Source organism: Staphylococcus sp. Marseille-Q5304, from assembly GCF_943737015.1.
GTDB lineage: Bacteria > Bacillota > Bacilli > Staphylococcales > Staphylococcaceae > Staphylococcus > Staphylococcus hsinchuensis.
The window spans coordinates 679,124-704,478 of the sequence record NZ_CALSFP010000001.1; the positions used below are offsets into that span (position 1 = coordinate 679,124).

General features: G+C 31.4%; 20 protein-coding genes and 1 pseudogene. 15 read left to right on the top strand and 6 right to left on the bottom strand.

Annotated features, from left to right (window positions below):
• Positions 1 to 50: 50 nt before the first annotated feature.
• Both NGI30_RS03480 and fumC read left to right on the top strand, forming a co-directional pair.
• Complete coding sequence (locus tag NGI30_RS03480; RefSeq protein WP_251519557.1) at positions 51 to 470, top strand: hypothetical protein; 420 nt, start codon at positions 51 to 53, stop codon at positions 468 to 470.
• Between the two features lie 211 nt (positions 471 to 681).
• Positions 682 to 2,067: a class II fumarate hydratase gene (fumC, locus tag NGI30_RS03485; protein ID WP_251519559.1), complete on the top strand. Its 1,386-nt coding sequence runs from the start codon at positions 682 to 684 to the stop codon at positions 2,065 to 2,067.
• 86 nt (positions 2,068 to 2,153) lie between these two features.
• On the opposite strand, the gene NGI30_RS03490 is transcribed toward fumC, so the two are convergent.
• Entirely contained in the window at positions 2,154 to 2,981 is an 828-nt protein-coding gene (locus NGI30_RS03490; RefSeq protein WP_251519561.1) for an RluA family pseudouridine synthase, read from the bottom strand.
• A 165-nt stretch (positions 2,982 to 3,146) separates the two neighbouring features.
• On the opposite strand from NGI30_RS03490, the gene NGI30_RS03495 reads away from it, so the two are divergent.
• The 3 genes from NGI30_RS03495 to NGI30_RS03505 all read left to right on the top strand — a co-directional run bounded on the left by NGI30_RS03495 (position 3,147) and on the right by NGI30_RS03505 (position 6,294).
• On the top strand, positions 3,147 to 4,256 hold the full coding sequence (locus NGI30_RS03495) for a GAF domain-containing sensor histidine kinase (protein WP_251519563.1): 1,110 nt from the start codon (positions 3,147 to 3,149) through the stop codon (positions 4,254 to 4,256).
• A gap of 17 nt (positions 4,257 to 4,273) precedes the next feature.
• Entirely contained in the window at positions 4,274 to 4,897 is a 624-nt protein-coding gene (locus NGI30_RS03500; protein ID WP_251942723.1) for a response regulator, read from the top strand.
• A gap of 119 nt (positions 4,898 to 5,016) precedes the next feature.
• A complete protein-coding gene (locus NGI30_RS03505) occupies positions 5,017 to 6,294 on the top strand; it encodes a dicarboxylate/amino acid:cation symporter (protein WP_251519567.1) in 1,278 nt (425 codons plus the stop codon).
• Between the two features lie 118 nt (positions 6,295 to 6,412).
• Here the strand turns inward: NGI30_RS03505 and NGI30_RS03510 are convergent, their stop codons facing one another.
• On the bottom strand, positions 6,413 to 6,799 hold the full coding sequence (locus NGI30_RS03510; protein WP_251519569.1) for a MerR family transcriptional regulator: 387 nt from the start codon (positions 6,797 to 6,799) through the stop codon (positions 6,413 to 6,415).
• A 545-nt stretch (positions 6,800 to 7,344) separates the two neighbouring features.
• Between NGI30_RS03510 and NGI30_RS03515 the strand changes: the two genes are divergently transcribed.
• Both NGI30_RS03515 and lip read left to right on the top strand, forming a co-directional pair.
• Positions 7,345 to 8,127 carry an SDR family NAD(P)-dependent oxidoreductase gene (locus NGI30_RS03515; RefSeq protein ID WP_251519572.1) on the top strand — a complete coding sequence of 261 codons (783 nt, stop codon included), beginning with the start codon at positions 7,345 to 7,347 and terminating at the stop codon, positions 8,125 to 8,127.
• A gap of 343 nt (positions 8,128 to 8,470) precedes the next feature.
• The gene (lip, locus tag NGI30_RS03520; protein WP_251942725.1) at positions 8,471 to 10,561 is read left to right on the top strand and encodes a YSIRK-targeted triacylglycerol lipase; all 2,091 of its coding nucleotides are present in this window, start codon (positions 8,471 to 8,473) and stop codon (positions 10,559 to 10,561) included.
• Between the two features lie 186 nt (positions 10,562 to 10,747).
• On the opposite strand, the gene yidC is transcribed toward lip, so the two are convergent.
• The gene (gene yidC / locus NGI30_RS03525; RefSeq protein WP_251519589.1) at positions 10,748 to 11,605 is read right to left on the bottom strand and encodes a membrane protein insertase YidC; all 858 of its coding nucleotides are present in this window, start codon (positions 11,603 to 11,605) and stop codon (positions 10,748 to 10,750) included.
• 177 nt (positions 11,606 to 11,782) lie between these two features.
• Here yidC and NGI30_RS03530 point away from each other — a divergent pair, with 177 nt between their 5' ends.
• The gene (locus NGI30_RS03530) at positions 11,783 to 12,187 is read left to right on the top strand and encodes a sporulation protein (RefSeq protein ID WP_251942727.1); all 405 of its coding nucleotides are present in this window, start codon (positions 11,783 to 11,785) and stop codon (positions 12,185 to 12,187) included.
• 154 nt (positions 12,188 to 12,341) lie between these two features.
• Here NGI30_RS03530 and purU read toward each other — a convergent pair whose 3' ends face one another.
• Positions 12,342 to 13,193, bottom strand: coding sequence for a formyltetrahydrofolate deformylase (purU, locus tag NGI30_RS03535; RefSeq protein WP_251519599.1), 852 nt, complete (start codon positions 13,191 to 13,193; stop codon positions 12,342 to 12,344).
• A 437-nt stretch (positions 13,194 to 13,630) separates the two neighbouring features.
• Between purU and xdrA the strand changes: the two genes are divergently transcribed.
• From xdrA to chrA, 7 genes and pseudogenes are all read left to right on the top strand, one after another.
• Positions 13,631 to 14,095 carry an XRE family transcriptional regulator XdrA gene (xdrA, locus tag NGI30_RS03540; RefSeq protein ID WP_251942729.1) on the top strand — a complete coding sequence of 155 codons (465 nt, stop codon included), beginning with the start codon at positions 13,631 to 13,633 and terminating at the stop codon, positions 14,093 to 14,095.
• Between the two features lie 446 nt (positions 14,096 to 14,541).
• Positions 14,542 to 15,672: a DUF445 domain-containing protein gene (locus NGI30_RS03545; protein WP_251942731.1), complete on the top strand. Its 1,131-nt coding sequence runs from the start codon at positions 14,542 to 14,544 to the stop codon at positions 15,670 to 15,672.
• Positions 15,673 to 15,741: 69 nt separating this feature from the next.
• Positions 15,742 to 16,086, top strand: a complete 345-nt coding sequence (locus tag NGI30_RS03550) for a YlbF/YmcA family competence regulator (RefSeq protein ID WP_251519605.1) — start codon at positions 15,742 to 15,744, stop codon at positions 16,084 to 16,086.
• Between the two features lie 772 nt (positions 16,087 to 16,858).
• The gene (locus tag NGI30_RS03555) at positions 16,859 to 18,043 is read left to right on the top strand and encodes a metallophosphoesterase family protein (protein ID WP_251942732.1); all 1,185 of its coding nucleotides are present in this window, start codon (positions 16,859 to 16,861) and stop codon (positions 18,041 to 18,043) included.
• 1 nt (position 18,044) lies between these two features.
• Positions 18,045 to 20,978 (top strand): annotated as a pseudogene (locus tag NGI30_RS03560) (ATP-binding protein).
• Positions 20,978 to 21,919, top strand: a complete 942-nt coding sequence (gene yhaM, locus NGI30_RS03565; protein WP_251519611.1) for a 3'-5' exoribonuclease YhaM — start codon at positions 20,978 to 20,980, stop codon at positions 21,917 to 21,919. The pseudogene NGI30_RS03560 and the gene yhaM overlap by 1 nt, the downstream one beginning before the upstream one ends.
• Positions 21,920 to 22,151: 232 nt before the next feature.
• A complete protein-coding gene (gene chrA / locus NGI30_RS03570) occupies positions 22,152 to 23,309 on the top strand; it encodes a chromate efflux transporter (RefSeq protein ID WP_251942733.1) in 1,158 nt (385 codons plus the stop codon).
• Positions 23,310 to 23,358: 49 nt separating this feature from the next.
• On the opposite strand, the gene prsA is transcribed toward chrA, so the two are convergent.
• Together prsA and NGI30_RS03580 are read right to left on the bottom strand one after the other, a co-directional pair.
• Complete coding sequence (prsA, locus tag NGI30_RS03575) at positions 23,359 to 24,375, bottom strand: peptidylprolyl isomerase PrsA (RefSeq protein WP_251519615.1); 1,017 nt, start codon at positions 24,373 to 24,375, stop codon at positions 23,359 to 23,361.
• Between the two features lie 228 nt (positions 24,376 to 24,603).
• Positions 24,604 to 25,170, bottom strand: coding sequence for a DUF3267 domain-containing protein (locus NGI30_RS03580; RefSeq protein WP_251520952.1), 567 nt, complete (start codon positions 25,168 to 25,170; stop codon positions 24,604 to 24,606).
• Between the last annotated feature and the right edge of the window lie 185 nt (positions 25,171 to 25,355).

Sequence of the window (25,355 nt, forward strand, 5' to 3'; positions counted from 1 at the left end):
TGAATATGTTATGATGATAATATTATTTATATTAAGGAGATTTATTATAAATGCTTAAAAATTATTGGAAGTATACGATGATAGCAGCATTTATTGTTAATTTAATTTCTATAAAAGGATTTCCAATGGCAATAGGTGCAATCTATCTCCCGATACTATTTAAAGTCATACAAATGCAGATTAATTTATCACAAGGTCTCGTTGATCAAGTGAACGCCTCTACATTTGTAAAAAGTAATCGCACAGGTGTCATTATAAGTGTATTATGTTGTATGTTTGTGACAGTGTTACTATTTAAACCATTAAATGGTTTCTATGAAAGTTTAACGGGTATATTAGGTTTCTTAATTACGATTAGTCCCGTTCTAATGGTGATTGGTGCAATCTTATTAATTTTAACCGCTATTGGCATCATTCAAGCTGCAAAAGCCCAATTTGATGGGGTGACGATAACAAAAGATAGAAAATAATTAGGAGAAATTGAACGTTCTAATAGGGCTTTCGAATTCCTACCTAATTGATAAAGAGTCTGAGACATCTATTTTTGCCTCAGACTCAATTTTTTTATAGTAAAAATTAAATTACGATGATTATGAAAACGCTACATATTACAATTGCCCCTTTAAAATAGTTAATGATATACTAAGTGTAAACTTAAGTTAATGAAGGGGAGAATTATATATGTCAGTAAGAATTGAACATGATACTTTTGGTGAAATTGAAGTACCTGCAGATAAATATTGGGGTGCTCAAACTGAAAGAAGTAAAAGAAATTTCCCAGTAGGTAAAGAACAAATGCCATTAGAAGTAGTATATGGCTTTGCTCAATTAAAAAGAGGTGCAGCTTTAGCTAACCATGAGCTCGGTAAATTATCAGATGCTAAAAAAGATGCAATTGTTTATGCATGTGATAAAGTTTTAAATGGTGAATTAGATGAACATTTCCCATTAGTTGTTTGGCAAACTGGTAGTGGTACACAAAGTAATATGAATGTTAACGAAGTTGTAAGTTACGTTGCAAATGAATATTTAGAGAGTAAAGGTAGCGACGAATCTATTCACCCGAATGATGACGTGAATAAATCACAAAGCTCTAATGATACTTTCCCAACAGCGATGCACGTAGCTTTATATAACGAAGTGGAATCTAAATTAGAACCAGCATTAAAGTCATTACGTGACACTTTTGAAGAAAAAGAAAAGAAATTCCACGAAATCATTAAAATTGGACGTACGCACTTACAAGATGCAACACCAATCCGTTTAGGACAAGAAATCAGTGGTTGGCGTTATATGTTAGATAAATGTGAAACATTATTAAAAGAATCTAAAGCGCATATCTTAAACTTAGCTATTGGTGGTACTGCAGTAGGTACTGGAATCAATGCACATCCTGAGTTTGGTGACAAAGTTGCTAAATTTATTGCTGAGAATACAGGATATCCTTTCGTATCATCTGAAAATAAATTCCACGCACTTACTGCGCATGACGAAGTTGTTCAATTACATGGTACATTAAAGGCATTAGCTGGAGACTTAATGAAGATTGCTAACGATGTAAGATGGTTAGCTTCAGGACCAAGAGCGGGTCTTGCGGAAATTTCAATCCCTGAAAATGAACCAGGTTCATCTATCATGCCTGGTAAAGTTAATCCAACGCAATGTGAAATGCTTACAATGGTAGCTGTTCAAGTTATGGGTAACGATTCAGCAGTTGGTATCGCAAGTTCACAAGGTAACTTTGAATTAAACGTTTATAAACCAGTTATTTTGCACAATACGTTACAGTCTATCTACTTATTAGCTGACGGTATGCAAACATTTAACGATAATTGTGCTGTTGGTATTGAACCAATTGATGAAAATATTGATAACTACTTAAATCAATCATTAATGTTAGTAACTGCTTTAAACCCTCACATCGGTTACGAAAAAGCAGCAAGTATTGCGAAAAAAGCACATCGCGAAGGTTTAACATTAAAAGAATCAGCTATTCAATCAGGTTATTTAACTGAAGAACAATTCGATGAGTGGATTAAACCTGAAAATATGGTAGAACCAAAATAATAGTTTCTTTATTTTATTCGTTATATAAATTAAAAAACACTTTCGACTACTACATCGTATTTGATGTGTAGTTCGAAAGTGTTTTGTTATTTTTCATCATCTAAACTGACGGAAATTTCTTGTTTTGTTAAAGGATGAATAAATTCTATTTTATAACTATTTAGTTGTAGCTTTCTTAAAGTTGAATCACCATAAAGTGGGTCACCGATGACCGGATGTCCAATTTCAGCTAAATGTACACGGATTTGATGCGTTCTACCTGTATCAAGTTTTAAATCTAATTCGCATACGCCTTCTTTAATCATCTTGGAATCTAGAATATGCGTGATGGCTGTTTGGCCAGTTTCAGAAACTCTTCGACGGTTGGAATGAAATTTATCTTTACCAATTGGTTTATCAATAGTTTGAGCCTTGATAGGTAAAAGGCTATGTACATGCGCTTTATAGATACGGGCGATTTGATTATTTTCTAACATTCTATCTAATATTTTCTTCATTAATGGATTTTTTGCAACGATCAGTAATCCAACAGTTTCTTGGTCTAATCGATGAATCGGTTCTACATATTTACTATCCATTGTATAGATGAGATGATTCATTAAAGTATTGCTTTCTTTTAAATCATTTGGATGTGTTTTTACACCTTTAGGTTTTAAGACAATCGCTAAATGCTCATCTTCATAATATATCTTTGCATAACGATAACTTGGCACGTAATTACTTTCTTCCTCAGGTGTTGGTATATAAACTGAATCACCAGTGTTTACTGAAGACATTAGCTTTGCTGGCGCATCGTTAATTGTAATTTCTTTAGACATATTCAACTGATGTAAATCTTTTTTAGGTAATTGAAGTTGTTGGAAAATTTTTCTCAACGTAAGTTGATTATATTGTTCTGGGATTTCAAATTTCATAGTATCCTCCTTGAATTTTACATTCATATCATACCATATATACGATTTTAAAAATATCTTCAATTCCAATTCAAATATTAATGAATATAGAATTAGAGTGTTTTTAAAATAAAGGATTAGATTGTATAATTATAATGAATTTACTAGACAGATTGGACTGGTTAAATGCAAAAACCAACACGCTTAGCATTATTAAAAGATATTGCTGAATTTTTAAATGAAGAAACCGAAACGTATAGCATGTTACAAGGTGCCTTGGAGTCATTAATAAAGGGGAGTGATTTTACCACAGGTTGGATCTTTTTTATCGATGAAGCGGGCGAACATGAAGTCGTTTCAGACGTTTCCTTACCAGGTGCCTTAACAAAGCAAAATAGCAAATACATGTGTGAAGGTTCATGTTGGTGTGTACAAGCATATCAAAATAAAAAGTTAACGAAAGCCTCTAATATTATAAACTGTTCGCGCATCAATCTGGCTAATCAAGCATATCATGAAGAAACAGATGGCGTAACACATCATGCGACAGTGCCTTTAAAATCCGGAGACGAACAATATGGTTTACTGAATGTCGCGGCGCCACATACTACACATTATAGTGAGGAAAATCTAGAATTATTAGAATCGGTAGCATTTCAAATCGGTTCAGCGATTAAACGTATCTTGCTCACAGATCAGGAAAAAGAAGCTGCACGTATTAGTGAGCGTAATCGATTAGCGAGAGATTTACATGATTCTGTTAACCAAATGTTATTTTCAGTTAAATTGACAGCACATGCAGCATTAGGAATGACACAAGAAGATGTTTCTAAAAAAGCATTTCATGTTATAGAAGAAACAAGTCAACAAGCTGTCAGTGAAATGCGTGCTTTAATTTGGCAATTGAAACCAGTTGGTTTAGAACATGGTTTAGTGCAAGCTGTAAACAAATATAGTGCGTTACTCAATTTAGAAATAAATGTTCAAGTGGAAGGGCTTATAGATTTACCTAACATTATCGAAGAAAACATTTATCGCATTATTCAAGAAGCGATGAATAATACAAAAAAACATAGTCACACATCGACTATACTGCTAAAACTTAATCAACAACAACATCGTTTACTCGTGGATATTGAAGATGAGGGGACAGGTTTTAAAGAAGATCAAGTTGACTTACAATCGCACGGCTTAAATAATATGAAACAACGTGTGAAAGTCATTCATGGGAAAATAACTATTGATACAGCGCCTGATCAAGGTACCCACATTCATCTAGATATACCATTAAAGTAATAGGAAGGAAGTTAAACATGTATCGGATTTTATTAGTAGATGATCACCATATCGTAAGACAAGGTTTAGAATTTTTGCTTTCTACTGTGGATGATTTAGAAGTGATTGATGGATTTTCAGATGGTGAATCATTTTTAAAATATTTAGAAACGCAGCCACATCCTGATATCGTACTTTTAGATTTAGTTATGCCTGGAATGAATGGTATTGAGGTCACTGAAATTTTGAAAAAAAAGTACCCCGACATAAAAATTCTCGTACTGACGAGTTATGTCGATGATGAACATGTGATTTCAGCGATTGATAAAGGAGCAGATGGCTACGAAATGAAAGATGTGCAACCTGAACAGTTAATACAGACCATCAAAGAAGTGGTGTCAGGCAACAAAATCATACATCCACAAGCACAAAGTGTAATTGATTCAATAAGTAAGAAACCACATGTTACAAATAAATTATCTAAACGTGAAACGGAAGTACTTGCAGAAATGGTTAAAGGGAAAACTAACAAAGAAATCGCTTCAGCTTTATTTGTTTCAGAAAAAACGGTAAAAACGCATGTCAGCCATATATTTGCAAAACTTCAAGTAACAGATCGTACACAAGCAGCGATTTACGCAATGGAAAATAAATTAATATAATTCACAGCTATGTATCTAATAAATACATAGCTGTTTTTTAAATTTTCTGAAAATTATAGTGTAAAATAACAAATTGTGTTATATAATTATATTTAATAAAACATAGGGGGGGTGTTGTTATGAAAACAAAGCATCTTTCGTTAAGAATAGTTATCGCACTTATATTAGGGATAGTTGTGGGATCTATTTGTAACTTGTTTATCCAAAATGGTTTTATTGGGGGCTTGGATAAATATGTGTTTAATGTGATAGGTCAAATATTTTTGAATTTGATCTTTATGTTAGTGGTGCCTATTGTTTTTGTATCAATTGTATTAGGTGTAATAGGAGTTGGTGATCCTAAATTATTGGGAGGTATAGGATTAAAAACAATTACATTCTTTTTAACTACAACAGCGCTTGCGATTACTATCGGTTTACTATTAGCGATGTTATTTCAACCTGGACAAGGGAAATCAGATTTATTGAAGAGTAAAGATGTCGATAAGTATGAACAAACATTGAAAAAAGATAGTGGAGGAGAAGCTACAAACCAAACTTTTGACCAAACATTAATAGATTTATTCCCTAAAAACCCTGTAAAAGCTATGACGGATGAAAATATGCTGCAAATTATTACTTTCGCTATTTTCATAGGGATTGGAATTATTATGGTTGGGTCTAAAGCACAAATCGTTCATAAATTTTTCGAACAAACAAATGAGGTCCTGATGTACATCATTACAATGATTATGAATGTGTTTGCACCAATAGGAACATTTGGTTTAGTCGCACATGCTTTTACAGGTGCCGGATTCGGAGCTATACAGCAATTAGGAATGTATTTCTTTGTTGTGTTACTTGCGTTATTTGTACATTTCTTTGTGGTATATGGTACAGCAGTCAAATTGTTAGGCCATTATAGTCCAATGAAGTTCTTTAAAGCATTTATACCTGCTATTACAGTAGGGTTCAGTGCTTCAAGTTCAAATGCTGCGTTACCTGTGTCGATGGAATGCACCAAAAAGATGGGGGTTCGACCTGAAATTGCCTCATTTGTTCAACCTTTAGGTGCCACGATAAACATGGATGGTACAGCGATTATGCAAGGTGTAGCAACCATATTTATTGCCCAAATTTCTGGAGTTCAGCTATCATTGGGACAATTAATTACTGTTGTAATCGTAGCTGTTGTCGCTTCAATAGGAACAGCAGGTGTGCCTGGTGTTGGGTTAATCATGTTGGCGATGGTACTTAATGCTGTAGGTTTAAATCCAGCTGCTATAGGTATCATATTGGGCATAGATAGACTGCTAGATATGACCCGAACTTCAGTAAATATTACTGGTGACGCAGCTTGCGCACTCATTGTATCAAATAGTGAAGAGAAGAAACTTGCAACTAAAAATAGCGCATAAGTATAAAAATAATTATTAAGTGATAAATAGTAGAGTTAAATATATCGATGTTTTCTATGGACCTCTTTATAGAAATCATCGGTATATTTTATATTTAACAATTATTTTATATGCAATATTAATTATTGAATTTGTCATTTTTATATTGCTTTTCTAACTGATTAAAATATTCTAGTTTCACTTCAACTTTATTAAATGCTCTGTTCAAATTTTCTTGTTGAATTTTTAATTTTTCTCTATGTTCAAGCAAAATTTTTCTTCTTGAATCAAAATCCTCACTTTCATTATACGTTAACAAAATTATTTTACGTAAATCTTCTAAAGACATACCTGTAATTTTTAAACATGAAATAAACTCTAACCAACCTAAGTCACTATCGTCAAAAATTCTATAGCCATTTTCATCACGTTTCAAAAAAGGGAGTAAACCTTCATTTTCGTAATATCTAATTGTGTGTGCGGGGAGATTCATTTTTTCTGAAACTTCTTTTATTGTATATTGCATAAAAAAACCATCCTCGTATTCAAAATTCACAAAAGTTAAAAATCTTATAATAAGATTACCAATATTCGCTTTTGTTGACTAGAATTTTAACAGAAGGTGATTAAAATTATAGATAAGTGTAAATATATGATATTCATTTATTTTCATATTCTGTAACTAAGTATTATTACTAATTTGATAATTTTGGTATTATATTTAATACTACTTTACTTGATAATTCGATGATGATTATATTTTTCATAAAATAGTTAGGAAATGATATGGAACGTGAAATAATAAATAATTATGTTTTGAGTGTGGTGCCATCCGTATGTTTATGGGTTGATAGTTAATAGAAATGTAAACGAATATTTTGTAGTAAAATTACACTTTGGAATAGTTTGTCTTCAAGTATAAATTAAATATTTTTATCAACATAAAACCAACCTTTAAAGGACAAGCTCTATCAAGAAAGAACATTTCAAATATAAATAAATAAAATCCTTGCTATAAAGTAGACTTTAAGCTGTATATTAATAATACAAATTTCAGAAAGGATGTATATGATGATAAATAAAAAATTAGTGTTAATAACGGGTTCAAGTTCAGGTTTAGGTTTTGAATTGGCTAAACTATTTGCAGAAGATAATTATGATATAGCAATGTCAGGTTCGAGTGAAAGAATTTATCATTCTGCTAAAGAAATAGAAAAACTTGGTGTGAAAACATATCCATATAAGGCTGATGCTTCTACTTATGAAGGGGTGGAAAATTTTTGGAAATTTGTTGAATCGAAAGGTAGAAAAGTCGATGCGGCTGTACTCAATGTTGGTATCAGTTTAGGAGGCGCCTTCTTGGAAAATAAGTTGGAAGATGAACTACGTTTAATTGATATCAACATTTCGGGCACAGTTCATATGGCTAAGCGTGTAGCTAAGCATATGGTAGAAAATAAATCAGGAGATATTTTAATCGTTTCATCATTATCTGCTACTCTACCCACACCTTATGAAACAGTATATGGACCATCTAAAGCATTCGGTTTTATGTTTTCTGAAGCATTACGAGTAGAGTTAAAAGAGAAAAACGTAAATGTAACTGCCATGCTTCCAGGTGCGACTAACACAGATTTCCATCACAATGCAGGAATGGATAACACATTTTTTGGTGACGAGAAAAATAAAAATGATAAAGTTCAAGTAGCCAAACAGGGTTACGATGCACTAAAAAATAAACTAGATTATGTAGTTTGTGGAGATGAAGAAACAAAAAAAGAGGCAATTCAAAATAGAACAACTCCTGAGGAAGTTAAAGCAATGAGACATGCTCAAAAGGCGAAACCTGAATAGAAAAGAAAAAAGAACCTATTTTATTTAAAAGTAGGTTCTTTTATATATATTTTAAATAAAAATATTAATTGTTTTTGAAATATTGACAAATTGGTGAACAATGTTTATAATCCTAACTACAAAATTATTGTGATTGATTGATTTGTAGGAAATGCTATAAGTAAAAATATGTTTCCTGCAAATTAAATTTATCTTTATGAGTGAAAGCGTTTACATAAAAGGAGGAAGTAAGATGAAAGAACTATTCGGTAAATTTTTCGAGTTATTACCCCGCTTAATTTTAAATTTATTTGTATAAAGGAATTTTTACTACAATTAAAAATGAATATTAGAGGTGTTTTTTATGAAAAAAAGGCAAAACAAATACAGTATACGTAAATATAGTATGGGCGCAGCGTCAATATTAATTGGTACTTTATTCTTTAGTGTGGGTCATGCAGATGCTGCTGAAACTAATGATGCAAACCCAACTGGCGAAACGCAACAGATACATAAAAAAGCCAAGTCAGTTACGAGTAACGAAACTGCAGAAAATGAAAACACTCAACAAAATTCAACGAAAACAAATCAATTAGAAGACACTCCCACTTCTAATACCGCGACAAATTCTAATAATGAAGCAACACAATCAGAACAAAAGCAAAATGTAAATTCAGAAGAAACTAGCACAACACAAGAAGAAGCGAAATCATCTGAGCAAAACCCAGAAAAGGCTAACACAGCACAAGAAGAACCAAAGACATCTGAGCAAAACACAGAAGAAGATAACACAACACAAGAAGAAGCGAAATCATCTGAACAAAGCACAGAAGAAAATAACACAACGCAAGTAGAACCAAAATCATCTGAACAAAGCACAGTAGAAAATGCCGCAACACAAGAAGAGCCAAAGACATCTGAACAAAGTACAGAAGAAGATGACGCAACAGAAGAAGAGCCAAAGACATCTGAACAAAGTACAGAAGAAGACAGCACAACACAAGAGGTTCCAACCTCTGAAGAAGTCCAACCATCTAAAGAGGACCAAAATACAAATTCTGTTAAAGACAATAACTTAACAGAATCGAACACAAATTTAAGTGAAAATGCTTCGAACGACAGTAATCCTATCTCTCTAAATCAATTAGAAAATCAACAACCAAGTACGACTTCACCTGTTAACAATGATAAGAAAGAACAAGATCAAGCGCTAAGCACATTAAAAGAAAATGCAGTAGCTACAACGCGTGATCAATCATCGAACACAACTGCAGAAGCAACTGACGTTCAGCCTGGCAAAACTGCAAAACAAGGTGAATATAAAAATGAAGACCCAATCATTTTAGTGCATGGCTTTAACGGCTATACAGATGACAATAACCCAATCGGCATGACTCACTATTGGGGTGGAGATAAATTAAATATCCGTGAAGATTTAGAAAGTAATGGATATGAAACACATGAAGCAAGTATAAGTGCGTTTGGTAGTAACTATGATCGTGCGATTGAATTATATTACTACATTAAAGGTGGAACGGTTGATTACGGTGCTGCACATGCTGCGAAATATGGACACGATCGTTATGGTAAAACATATGAAGGTGTATACAAAGATTGGCAACCAGGTCAAAAAGTACACTTAGTAGCGCATAGTATGGGCGGACAAACTGTACGTCAATTAGAAGAATTATTAAGAAATGGTAGTCAAGAAGAAATCGAATATCAGAAGGAACATGGCGGCGAAATTTCACCATTACTCGCTGGTGGTCACGATAATATGGTTTCTAGTATTACGACTTTAGCGACACCACATAATGGTACACTTGCTGCAGATGAATTAGGAAATGAAGCATTCATCAGACAAGTCCTTTATGATTATATTAAATTAGGAAGTACCTCAGCTTCTAATGTAGACTTCGGTCTTAGTCAATGGGGCCTTAAACAACGCGAAGGTGAATCATTTATTGAATATATGCAACGAGCTGAGCAAAGTGGAATCTGGAAAACAACAGATAATGCGTTACACGACCTAACACGTGAAGGTGCGAATGAACTTAATCAACGTACTTCATTAAATCCAAATATCGTTTATAAAACGTATACTGGTGAATCAACACATAAATCTTTATTCGATCGTCAAAAAGCTGATCTCAACTTATTTTTCCAACATGCGTTAACAGCTAATGTTATTGGTAAAGCAGATGATCCTGAATGGCGTGTTAATGATGGACTTGTTTCTACTATTTCTGGACAACATCCATTTAATCAAGCATATACAGATGCTACAGATGATATCCAAAAAGGTATCTGGCAAGTTACTCCAATCAAACATAATTGGGACCACGTAGACTTTGTAGGACAAGATTCTACGGATACAGCGAGAACTACTGCTGAATTAAGAGATTTTTGGCATGGAATTGCTGAAGATTTAGTTAAAAGTGAACAAGTTAACTAAATTGAGTTATAAATAATTAAAAATCACCATTTAGAAAGGAGGGCGACAATTATGACAGCGAGCTTACCAGAATTAATCGAATCATTCTTCAGAGTTTTAGGTGTATTATTCAAATAAGCTAAAAATGACAAAACCCACTAATGTATTTACATTAGTGGGTTTTTTATCTATTTAAGTATGCTAAAGTTATTTCTTTTTCGTACTAATTGTTTTACCTTTATTTCTTGTGCCTTTGTTTTTCTTCTTTTTGTTATCAATTTTGGCACGTAATTTTTCAGCTTCTTCTGTAGCAACTTTTGAATAAATTTTATTAGCAATATACGTTTGTGTTACAAGGAATGCCGCATTGACAGCCCAATATAATGCTAAGGCTGAAGGTGATTGAAGAGATACAAAAATAATGAAAATTGGTGAAATCACCATCATCATATAACCCATAGATTTTTGTTCTTTCGGCATTTGTTCTAAATTTACAAGTGGTTGAACAATATAGAGTAGACCTGCGATTATTGTCATTAATATATCTGTTTGTGTTAAATCAAACCATAAGAAATGTGAATGTGATTTTAAATCTCCTGATGGCCACTTTAAAATTGAATAGAGTGCAAATAAAATAGGCATTTGTACAAGTAATGGTAAACACCCAAGCATAGTTTTCATTGGGTTCATATCAAATTCTTTATATTTTTCCATCATTTCTTGGTTTGCTGCCATTTTTTCATCTTGTGTTCTTGCACGTTTTACTTTTTCCTGAACTTCATCCATTTCAGGTTTAACAATATCCATTTTTTTACGCATCATTTGACCATTTTTAGCTTGTGCCAACATAAATGGTAGCATAATAAAACGGACAATAAGTACAATTGCGATGATGGCTAATCCAAAGTTATTGTTAAATATACTTGCAAACCAATGTAATAAACCTTCCATTGGTTTTATAAAAGTTTGTCCGAAAAAGCCATTCTTACTTTCTTCTGATGAATAGTTACAACCTGCTAGAAAAATAGGGGATAGTAAAAGAAAATATAAATATTTATTTTTCATGGAAACAACCTTTCATAATGTTCGTCAGTAGTAAATTATAACAGTGATCTATCAATTATAAAAGAAAACCTATAAAATGGAGATACATCATTTTTAAAGATAAATTATATGTTGTTTAATATTAAATATAACGGTTGAAGTCAATTGAATGGGGTAGCAGAACTATGAGGTGATATAATGTTTGAAAATATTTTAAGCGCTTTTGGAGTTAACGACGTTAGCGTTAAGACTAAAGTAAAGCAAAAAGACATACAAGTAGGGGAACGATTAGATGGAATAATTCTCATTGAAGGTTGTGAAACGGAAGAAACGATACATAAAATTAAAATTGAATTAGTTGAAAAGATAGAAAATACTGATGAAACAAGTGACTTTAAACAATTAGATAACATCATTTCTACGTATGAAATTGAAGATGTTTATGACATTCCGCCCAATGAATCTTTGGAAAAAGATTTTTCAGTACAATTTGACTCTGACTCATTAAAGAATAAACCGAACAAGATTACTTTGAGAACCCATCTATATTTATCTAACGCAGTAGATAATTACGATGAAGTAGAATTAGATGTACATTATTAATTCGTTCATTCAAGTTTCAAAAGATTAAATAAATACGAGGTTAAGACGAAGTAGATTTGAGTTTTTATACATAATTCGATAAGACTCAAAATCCATTTTTAACGTCTTGACCTCGCTTATTTTGTATAAACAAAATATCTATTTTAATTGATGATTAAAAGACAATTGTTTTATTACCTTCTGTGACAATAACTTTATGTTGAACATGTAGTTCTACTGCATTTGCGAGCACTCTTGATTCAACATGTCGTCCTTTTTTACGTAATGCTTTTACATTGTAACGATGGTTAATTCTAGTTACATCTTGATCGATAATTGGTCCTTCATCTAAATCTGAAGTTACGTAATGACCTGTAGCACCAACGATTTTAACGCCTCGATCCCATGCTTGTTTATACGGATTTGCGCCGATAAACGATGGTAAAAATGAATGATGAATATTTATGATTTGGTTTGGATAGTGACTGACGAAGTCATCTGACAGAATTTGCATATATTTAGCTAATACAATTAAATCCACATTGTGTTCTTTACAAATTTCTATCATTTTAGATTCGGCAGCAGATTTTGAATCTTTATTGACTGGTATATGATAAAAAGGGATATTAAATGCATCTGCAAAATGTTTGTTATTTGTATGGTTACTTACAACACAAACAATTTCTGCTGGAAATTCTCCACGTTGTACTCTTAACAATACCTCATTAAATGCATGATCTTCTTTTGAAACAAATAATGCTATTTTAGTTTTTTCATTACCATCAAATATACTGTATTCAATTTGATTATCTGATAAAGCTGATGACAATGCTTCTTTAAGACCTGGAGCCTTTTCAAATTCAAAACGTAAATAGAGTTTTCCATTTGAATCTTCATTATTATCATATTCTGTAAAATGATCTAAATGTAAAATATTAGATTGATATTCAGCCATAAGATCTGTGATAAGAGAAGTGATACCAACTCTATCAGAGCAACTTGCTAATAATATGTATTTATCTTTCATAAAAATTTAACCACCTTCATCTAAAGTAGTTAAAATTATAAGGAAGTTTCAGAATAATGTAAAATAAAATAATATTTTTTGACGAATTCACGTCAATTTTCAATTTATGTGTAGTTTTGAGTGATTTTGCGTTATAATTATAAGAGTTTGTGATTTGAGAAGTTATTGGTCTACGTACTTTTTATAATAATTAATTTATGAATACGATTGTACAAACTTCTTAATTCGTGCACGTAAACAATTGTTTTAAAATCCGGCTATAAGATTGATTATTTAGACAATTATGTGATTGATTGAAAATCAACAAAAATTGCATTTCACTCTTTTATTTTAATTCAATATGTATTAAGATGTAATTTGTGTTTCAAGAAACGTGTATTATTGCAATTTCTTGTATCCGGATAAAATATTCTTTATACGAAAGGTAGATTACAGAAATGGATAGACAGAGTTTTACAGATTTAATTCAAACAAAATTTAAAATGGTCCGTATCGAAGCGGGGTATACGCAAGATACAATGGCCCAAACAATTGGACTATCTAAAAAGACGTTAGTTCAAATTGAAAAAGAAAGAGTATTACCTAACTGGACAACATGCGTGTCAATTTGTGCTTTATTTAGAGATTCTGATGTATTAAATAGTACATTTGGTTGTGATCCTTTAGAAATGGTTCAAACGATTTCTCGTAACCATTGTGCATACCCAAACCACTCAACTACGAGTGATATTTACTGGAATACTGAAGAGAAACGAAATGGCTATATTTTGCAAAGTAACAAAATAAGTAATATCTTCAGAGTACTTAACCAAGAAACACAACCAATCTTCGGTACTTCAAAATTAAGAGAATCAGAAACTTATTTCAACAGAATTTCTAAAGAAGAATTAATGCATGTGTAATTCTAGAAATCTTGTGATAGAAGAATCATTATTTATGTAAATACTTCATATAGTAAGGCAACTTTATTTGAATGATTTAATCACATTTTAAAAACGTAATGAAATCATTATTTTATTAACGTTTAATTTGGCTAGAATTAGAATAGTTAGTTTATAAAGCTTTTTTAGCTAGAAGGTTACTGAAAGATTAAATCTTTTTATAATTAAGGGAATTCCAAGGTGATGTTACGTTATCATCTTGGATTTTTTTATTTGAAAATGCTTTTACATGTAATTAAGTTTAGGTATACTGAACAGCTATTTAAAGTTGTATAGTTTTATGTATAAATAAGACGAATACAATGCCAAATTTTATACATTGAACTGTTGAATGTTATACAATGTAACAATGGAAATGCACTAAAATATTTACATTCAATTAAAAAATAAAAAGGGGTTACCATTTTATGACCGCGATATTACTTGTTGTATTTATGATGATCATAGGTGCAATTATTGGTGGCGTTACTAACGTCATTGCCATTAGAATGTTGTTTCATCCTTACAAAGCATATTATATTTTCAACAAACGTCTCCCTTTTACACCGGGTTTGATTCCTAAGCGTCGAGACGAAGTTGCGAGTAAAATTGGGCAAGTTGTAGAGGAACATTTACTTACAGAATCATTGATAAAGTCAAAATTAAATGCACCATCTTCAAGAGAAGCTATTGAAGATTTATTATTAAAGCAAATTTCGAAATTGAAACAAGATCATGTGACGATTAGTTATTTAACGGAAGAACTGAATATTGATTTAGATCAAGTTTCATCTCAACATCTACACCCGTTTATCTCAAGTAAGTTAAGTTCATTTTATGAAAACCATAGATCCGCAACTATTGCATCTATCATACCTAATGAAATAGAAAAGGTGTTAGACAGTAAATCAGAACAGGTGCCTGATTTATTATTTGATCGTGCCCGTGTGTATTTAAAATCAGAAAAAGGTGCACATGATATTTCTTCCATGCTAGATACTTTTTTTCAGGAAAAGGGTCGTATTGTAGGTTTATTACAAATGTTTATGACGAAAGAAAGTATTGCAGAGCGTATCCAACATGAATTAATTCGTTTAACGAGTCACCCTAAAGCTAAAAAAATTGCAAAGCAAATTATAGATAATGAATATCAAACATTAAAATCGAAAAAACTAGAAGAAGTGGTAAGTGAAACTCAATTTGAATCATTTAAAGCATCTTCAACTGATTTAATCATGGGGTATTTAGAACTTGATAAGACAACACAACAACCTCTAAATAAATTGATGCCAGGGTTTATTAATTTTCTAGAACAACGCGTCGTTTCGAAAGCTACAAATATCATTATCGATCGCGCATCTGAACATTTAACACCGATAATGAAGAAAATCAACTTAAGACAAATGATAGAGGAACAAATCAATACTTTTGAACTTGATTATATTGAAAGATTAATTATTGGTATCGCCAATAAAGAGCTAAAATTGATAACGTTTTTAGGTTTCTTATTAGGTGGAATTATTGGTTTATTACAAGGCGTAATTGCTATTTTTGTATAACTAAATAATTTATGTTATTGTAATGACGATGTGGTTTTAAACACATATACACAAAAGGAGTGAAGCAGAATGGCAGTAAATTTATACGATCATGCAAATCAACTAGAACAAGCTTTAAGAGAAAGCGACGAATACAAAGCAATTCAAGAAGCTTATTCAAAAGTAAAAGAAAACGAAGAATCAAAAGCTTTATTTGAAGAATTCCGTGAAACTCAATTGAATTTCCAACAAAAACAAATGCAAGGTGAAGAAATCGGCGAAGAAGAGCTACAAAAAGCACAAGAACAAGCTCAAAAAATCGAAGAAGATTCTAACATCTCTGAATTAATGAATGCTGAACAAAAAATGAGTCAAGTATTCCAAGAGATTAACCAAATCATTGTTAAACCATTAGATGAAATTTACGCTGACTAATTTTTAATATTAGCCAGAAAAATTTAATTATTCATTAATAAGGTCTATTCGAAAAATTGTTTTCGAATAGACCTTTATCTGTCTTATGAGATGAATATGACTTATATTATTATAATGGTTACTTCAAATATTTGGTCAATTATACTTGGGACACGTAAATATTAAAATATCATCTGTATCATTTAAAAATTTTAACCAAAATATTTATAACTAACCATAAAAGTTGAATAATAAATGGAAATATAAATAAACCTATGAGTAAACAAAAGAATTTAAAAAAATCTGATTGATTATTAATTGTAAGGCCGTTTAACAATGAATAAATAGTTAAACTTAAAATAACCACTATCCAAAACACACTTATAATCCACCATAGAATCCAAGATATTTTCATATACTTCCTCCTCTTTTATATAACAATACCATTATCTTTTAAGAAATATAAATAGTGTTATTTTAAACATATTATTTGTATTTTGTATTTTTACTTAGATCAAGTTTATCAAATCGTACCACTTTCAAATTTAACCAGTTCAAAGTGAATGAATCGCTCATATCACTTTAAGTTTTATCGACTGGATGATCTAGATTATGGTAAAATGAATAGAAACAATAAGGGTGGGGTAAGTAGGTTTAGAATCCCAACAATTCAAAGATAATTCACTTGATCCCCTAAAGTTTTATGCCCTTATCATCATAATTAACATCTAGTTATTACTCTCAAGATTTGTAATTGATATGATATCAACCTTAAAAAGGAGATCTGTACTGTATGGTTAAATTTATACATTGTGCTGATTTACATCTGGATAGCCCTTTTAAGTCCAGAAGTTATCTAAGCCAGTCTATTTTCGAAGATATTCAAAATAGTACATATGAAAGTTTTAAGTTAATTGTAGATACTGCGTTAAATGAAGAAGTTGATTTTCTAATAATATCAGGAGATTTGTTTGATCAAGAAAATCGCACTTTAAGAGCCGAAGTATTCTTAAAGTCTCAGTTTGAGCGTTTAGCTAAGGAGCAAATATTCGTCTATGTTTGCCACGGTAATCATGATCCATTATCGACAGGCGTAGCAACTCAGTGGCCTAATAATGTCTCAGTATTTTCGGAAAATGTGGAAACTTACCAAACCATAACGAAAAATGGCGAAGAAATATACTTACATGGTTTCAGTTATCAAAATGATGCGAGCTATGAAAATAAAGTAGATGCATATCCTTCAAGTCAAGGAGAGAAAGGTATTCATATCGGTCTGTTACATGGTACATATAGTAAATCCAATACGCATGAACGTTATACTGAGTTCAGGTTAGAAGATTTGAAAGAAAAGCTATATCATTATTGGGCTTTAGGGCATATACATGAACGTCAACAACTAAGTGAAATGCCTCAAATACATTATCCGGGTAACATTCAAGGTCGTCATTTCAAAGAATTAGGAGAAAAAGGCTGCTTACTCGTTGAAGGTGATGATTTAAAATTACGTACTCAATTTATACCGACACAATTTATTCGTTTTGAAGAAGCAACAATTCAAACTACTCAAACTACGAAACAAGGGTTATTTGAAGAAATTCAAAACTTTAAAGATAAAGTACGTAAATATGGAAAATCTATATATAAACTTAAAGTTGTTTTAAAAGTGGATAATGAAATACCACCACAAGATTTAATGCAAGTTGAACAAATGATTAGTGAGTATGAGGAAAATGAACACAACTTTGTATTTATAGAAGATTTAACATTTAAATACAAAGATGAAGAGTCTAAGTCACTTGCAAGTGAATTTTCTTCAGAATTGATAGATGATCAACAAGTGTTTGAACAAGCGATGAGTGATCTCTATTTAAATCCAAAGGCATCTAAGTACTTAGATAATTTCAATGATTTTGATCGTCGTTCCTTAATTGAACAAGCAGAAACATTGTTAAAATCTGATATGAGGGGTGAATAACGTGAAGATTAAATCAATAGAAATATATGGATATGGACGTTTTATCCAAAGGAAGATTGATTTTAATGATCAGTTCACTGAAATTTATGGTGAAAATGAGACAGGGAAATCTACAATCCAAGCCTTTATACATTCAATTCTATTCGGATTTCCAACGAAAAAAGAAAATGAGCCCCGCTTAGAGCCTAGATTAGGGAACCAATACGGGGGCAAATTAACTTTAATTCAAGATGATGGTTCTCTTGTAGAAGTTGAACGCATTAAAGGCAGTGCAGCTGGTGATGTAAAAGTTTACCTTCCAAACGGTGTGATTAAAGATGAAACATGGTTGAAAAAAGAGCTCAATTACATTTCAAAACGTACATATCAGGGAATCTTTTCATTTGATGTGTTAGGTTTGCAAGACATTCACAAACGACTAGATGAAACCCAATTACAAAACTATTTACTCCAAGCCGGTGCTTTAGGTTCTACAGAATTTACTAGCATGAGAGAGTTGTTGAACGAAAAGAAAGAAACATTATATAAGAAAAATGGTCGCCATCCAGTTATCAATCAACAAATCGAGCAACTTAAAGATTTGGAGTCCCAAATTCGTAATGAAGAAGCAAAGTTAACAACTTATAAACGTTTAACTGATGATAAAGATAAAGCAGAGCGCAGATTGAATCATCTCAAACAAAACTTATCTCAATTATCAAAAATGCATGAATCAAAACAAAAAGAATTAGCATTACATGAACAAACGCAAGAATGGAAAACGTTGGAAGGTAATTTAAATATTGCTCCAATACATTTTCCAGAACAAGGCATTGACCGTTACGAAACGGCTAAATCACAGACACATAACTTAAAAAAAGACTTAGGACTTCGTCAAGAAAAGTTAGCAATGCTTAAATCGGAAAATGAGAGAATCAACGAACCTCATCAAATGGATATTGATGCATTTAAACATTTGCAACAACAAGAAAATGAGGTCAAACAAAAAGAATTTGAATTAAAGAATATTAAAAAAGAAATTAATGATAAAGAACGTGAAAAATCAGGGTTACAATTTAATATTGGTTGGGATACTGTACATCATGATGTTGATAGTTCTGAAGCGATGAAGAGTCACGTAAGTGATCAAATCAAGACGAAACAAGAACAAGCTGCAGCAATTCAACAAATTGAGCGAAGCATAGAAGATAATAAGATAGAAAAAGACAGTAATGAAGACGAACTCAATGCTTTAGAAGCGGATATCGTTCCAGAAGAGACATTCGAAAAGAAAAAGCAATACAATAAACGCGTATTTGAATTAAGAGAAAAAAATAATTTATTCCAAAAAATGAAAGAATCATTTGATATTGAACAACGTGAAAATGAGAAAAAGCAAAATATGTTACGCATATCAATGATTATCTTAGCGATTGTAAGTATTGGCTTAGCTGTATTTTCATTCATGTCTACAACTATTTTATTTGGTGTTATATTCTCAATTTTAGCGATCGTGTTTATCGTAGGAACATTTTTCGTTAAATCCAAAGAAGTGGGCCATAGCGAAACATTTTCAAATGAAATAGAAGATTTACAGCATCAAGTTGATCATCTAGAAAAAAATTACGATTTAGACTTTGACTTAGATGACCAATATAGAATACGAGAACAGCTACAAAATGCTATTAAAAATAAAGAAACATTAGAACGTAAAACCGATTACTTAGCTAAAAATTTAAAATACGCACAACAACAACATCAAAAAGCAGATCAACATATTAAAGATGTTAAGTCAGAACTACATTTATCTGATAAAATGTCAGATGAATTACTGGTTGATGGTATCGCTACAATGCACAAAATTAAAGGGCATGATAAACATGTTGAGGAATTATCGCAACATGCGAACGAGTTAGAAAGAGCATTAAAATCATTCTACGAACATGCTTATGAAGTAACGAAAAATCAATTTACTTACTTCAATGAATCATCGTTATTCCATGATGTTCAACAATGGTTGAAGACAGAAATTGATAACTTAGATAAACGTCAACGTAACAATGAACAAATCGCTTTATTAGAAAATGAAATAAGTCAACTAAACGACCGTTTAACTGAAAATAATAATGTAATATCAAAGCTATTTGAATTTGTTCAAGTTTCTGATGAAGAAAGTTATTATCGTCATTATGATAAATATCAAACATATCACAAACAGTTAAATAGATTCAGTGATTTATCTAACTATCTAGAAAATCAAAGCTATGATTATGAATTAAGCTCATAACTACGTGAAAAAACTACGGCACAATTAGAAAATGAAAATGCAGTACTTTCTAAGCAAGTGGATGAATATAATGATCAATATTTAACGCTACAATCTGAAGTAAGTGACTTAAAAGCTCAAATTACTGATATGGAAACTGATAAGACGTTAGCGCATTTAAGACATAGATTCCATACACTTAAGAATAAAGTCAATGATGAAGCGAAAGAATGGGCAAGTTTAAGTTATCTGCAAAATTTAGTAGATGGTCATATTAGACAAATTAAAGACCAACGTTTGCCATATGTTATAGATGAAGCAACACATATCTTTTCACATTTAACAAATAACCAATATGTACAAGTTACTTATGCAAACGAAGTTTTAATGGTGAAACATCTTAATGGCCAAATGTATGAACCAGTCGAACTGAGTCAATCTACTAAAGAAATATTATATATTGCTTTACGCTTAAGCTTAATCAAAACGTTAAAACCTTACTATCCATTCCCAATCATTGTAGACGATGCATTTGTTCATTTTGATAAACATCGTAAAGAATTGATGATGAATTATTTAAGAAGTATGCCAAATGATTATCAAATCTTATACTTTACATGTGCTAAAGATACTAGCGTGCCTTCAAAACAAATAATCACGTTAAATAAATACAAGGAAGGCGGTAAATAATGCGAAATATAGAAAAACTTAATCCTGGTGATTCGGTAGATCATTACTTTCTAATACACAAGGCAACACAAGGTGTAACTGCGCAAGGTAAGGATTACATGACGCTTTATTTACAAGATAAAAGTGGAGACATGGAAGCGAAACTATGGACAGTTACGAAAGAAGAAATGAAAGTACTTGTGCCAGAAAAGGTTGTTCATGTTATTGGTGATGTAATTAATTATCGTGGTAGAAAGCAAATGAAAATTAATAAAATTAGGTTAACAACAGCTGAAGATAATTTAAACATTCACGATTTTGTTGATGGTGCGCCTTTAACACCAGATGAAATACAAGAGGAAATTTCACATTTCATGTTAGAAATTGAAAATGCCAATTTACAGCGTATTACACGTCATTTAATACGCAAACATCAAGAAGCATTTTTTACGTTTCCAGCAGCAAGTACACATCATCATAACTTTTCAAGTGGGTTAAGTTACCATGTTTTAACGATGTTACGTGTAGCTAAATCAATTTGCGATATTTATCCATTGTTGAATCGTAGTTTATTATACAGTGCAATTATTTTACATGACATGGGTAAAGTGAAAGAGTTAAGTGGTCCAGTGGCTACTTCTTATACGGTCGAAGGAAATTTATTAGGCCATATTTCTATTGCAAGTGATGAAGTGGCTGCAGCAGCGAGAGATTTGAGCATAGATGGCGAAGAAATTATGTTATTACGTCATATGATCTTAGCTCACCACGGTAAAATGGAATTCGGTTCACCAAAAATGCCACATTTAAAAGAAGCTGAGATACTCTTCTTCATAGATAATATTGATGCTAAAATGAATATGTTTGAAAAAGCATTCAAGAAAACAGATGAAGGACAATTTACAGAACGTATTTTTGGTTTAGAAGGACGTCAATTCTATAATCCGAAAACAATGGATTAAGTACTAAATATGCAAGAGGTTTATACACAGAGAAATGTGTATAAACCTCTTTTTATATAATGGGACCATTTTTATAAAATTAGCGATATAAATAAGCTAGTGAATTGCTTAAAATTAAATTGACTTACTATCAAAATACACATAAAATCAAATTACAATAACTGAATTTGATATTTGAAGGGGATCATAAGTATTAATGAATGTCATTTCAAAACACTTAAGGGGATAAATAATGTACAAATACATACAAATCTTTTTAGTAGCGCTTAAGCTCGGATGTATTTCTTTTGGCGGACCTACAGCACATTTAGGATATTTTTATGATGAATATGTAAAAAAGAGGAAATGGTTAAACGAAAAAGAATATTCAGACCTGGTGGCTTTATGTCAATTTTTACCGGGGCCCGCGAGTAGTCAAGTTGGTATAGGTATCGGTACTATAAGGGGAGGTTTAATAGGTGGGATATTATCATTTCTTGCTTTTACGATGCCCTCGGTAGTCATACTTATTATTTTTGCAGTGGTAATGAATGGTACTGATATGAGTACATCTTGGATACAAGGTTTGAAGTTAGTTGCGGTTGCTGTTGTGGCTCAAGCAATTTTAGGTATGAGTAAAAAATTAACAAATACAAAATCAAAAATTTTACTCGCTTTGTTTGTATTAGCAATTACTTTATTAGTGCATCACATACTTATACAAATTGTAGCGTTAACTTTAACAGGATTATATGGATTAATCTTTTTAAGAAAAAGTGATCATCCAGCGACATATTCTAAACAAATTCGCATTCCAAAATTGTTCGGTGTTATATCAATAAGTTTGTATTTTGCTTTATTAATTATTCTACCTATTTTTCGCACAATATTCCAAAACGTGTGGATCATCATGTTCGATAGTTTTTATCGTGCAGGCGCACTCGTTTTTGGGGGAGGGCATGTTGTTTTACCTTTATTAGAAAAGGAACTTGTGCCGGCTGGGTTAATTTCTAAAGATGATTTTATAGCTGGTTATGCTGCGGCCCAAGGTGTTCCAGGACCATTATTTACTTTTGCATCATATATCGGTACTAATATAGAAGGTATTGTCGGTGGTGTCGTAGCAACTATTGCGATTTTCTTACCCGCATTTCTATTGCTATTTGGCATTCTACCTTTTTGGGAAGATATCAAGTCCAATAAATATATTGATGGTTTCTTAACTGGTATCAGTGCTGGTGTGGTAGGGATTTTAATAGCTGCGTTCTATTCACCAATATGGATTTCAACAATAAAAAAGGAACTGGATTTTGTTTTAGCTAGTGTAATGTTTGTTTTGTTGATGCATTTTAAATGGCCATCTTGGTCAATTGTACTCATTGGTATAGCAATAGGGGTTATTTTATATTAATAATGAATAAAAAACTGAGACATTGAGTAATGTCTCAGTTTTTTTCGTGTTATTGACTTGCTGATAGGCCTGAAGCTCCTCCTGAAGCGGCGCCTCCACCTTGTTGTTGCATTGCTTGTTGTTGTTGCTGCTGTTGCTGTTGTTGTTTGATTTTGTCAGGGTCAAGAATAGAATTTTCAATAGCTTTTTTAATATCTCTATCTTTATAATCTACTTTATATTCTTTAAGTAAATCTTTGTATGCATCTGTTAACAGTTTAGGATCTTTTTGTACTTTTTGTTGTAAGATTTGAGATTTTAGCTTGCTCTTTTCATCTTTAAAGTCATTTTCTTTATCGGCTTTAATAATATGGTAACCGTAATCTGTCTTAATGACTTTAGAAACTTCACCTTGCTTAAGCTTGAATAAAGCTTTTTCAAATTTGTCATCCATTTGACCTTTAATGACATAACCTAAACTACCATTTTTCTTAGCTGATGATGTATCTTTAGATTCTTCTTTGGCAATTTCACCAAATTTGTCTGGGTCTTTAGAAACTTTCTTTTGAATTTCTTCAGCTTTGGCTTTAGCCTTTTTATCTGATAAACCTTCTTTATCATCTTTGTTTTCTTTTACTTTAATTAAGATATGTGATGCTTTTTTAGTGTCATCTTTGATTTCTTTATCTGAAACTTTAACTTTGTCGTTAAGTAATTCTTTTTGATACGCTTGTAATTTCTTTTGTTCCTTATAATCATCTAATGACATTTTTTGTTGTTTTAACATGCTTTCAAATTGATCTTTGCCACCATATTGCTTTTGTTCTTTCTTAATTTCTTTATCAATATCTTTTGTATCAACCTTATCTTTATATTTATCAGCTAATAATTTGTTTAATAAGATTGAGAAAGAACTATTTGCAACTTGTTCGTCACCCATTTTATTCATGACATCTTCAACTTTAACATTACCAGCTTTAGATGAAATGAGTGTGTTATCTTTCGAATCTGTAGCATTATTACCACACGCGCCTAATAATAATGCACTAGCAGTTAATGGAAGTACGACTTTTTTAAATGATTTCATAGTTGGAAACTCCTTTTGTAAGAATAACAAGGTAAATATAACATATTAATTGCGATACACCAATTAGAAACATAGTATCTCAGACTATTGTAGTAGAAAATTATGATTTTTTTGACATTTTAATAATGATTATATTTAAAACGAAATACCTCAACTTTAAAGATAAAAAAGCAGAACTTGTAATCATCAAATTAATGATTACAAGTTCTGCTTTAGTAAACGGTATTTTTATTTGTGTAATGCGTGTTGCTTGGAATTCACTTTACTTAAAATATTGATGCCTGTTTGATGTTCTTCAATATGTGTACCTTCATTAGAAAGGATGATAACCTTTATATATAGTAAATCCATTATTGAATAACCTAAATTTAATGCGATTAAAAACATAAAATAGTGACCGTAAGCCGTGAATAAAAAAGTTGCATAGATACATAAAGCAGTGATTACGAATAATGGTGTTAGTAATGCAAAACAAAAATAGTATTTATTCACTGGTGTATTCACGTAAACATTATAAAAGGGCACATTGGAATTTTTCGATAATTTGTATGATTTGAAATGTTTATAATATGGACTTAGAAATACTAAATGTATAAATTTATGAAATGGATATAACAAAAATACTGCAATTAAAAATAATATGAAATGTTGATCCGTTGATTTCGTATCTGAAAAGAAGTATAGAATTTCATATGCGATTAAAAATGAAATTATAGTAGTAGCAAAACTGAGAAATGCAATTCTAGGCAACCCGAATCGTGCGTTAATATCGACCTGACGAGAACAAAGATACATGATCTCCATACTCCTTTCCTAACCATTATTAATTGTACTCAAGTATTATCTATCTTAATGTATCAAACGTCAAGACTAAAATGATCACTGATGTCAAATCATTCAATTTTCCCATTAAAAATACTGAATATCGCTCTAGCTCATTAGCGATATCCAGTAATTTTTAATTATATTTAAAGGAGTAA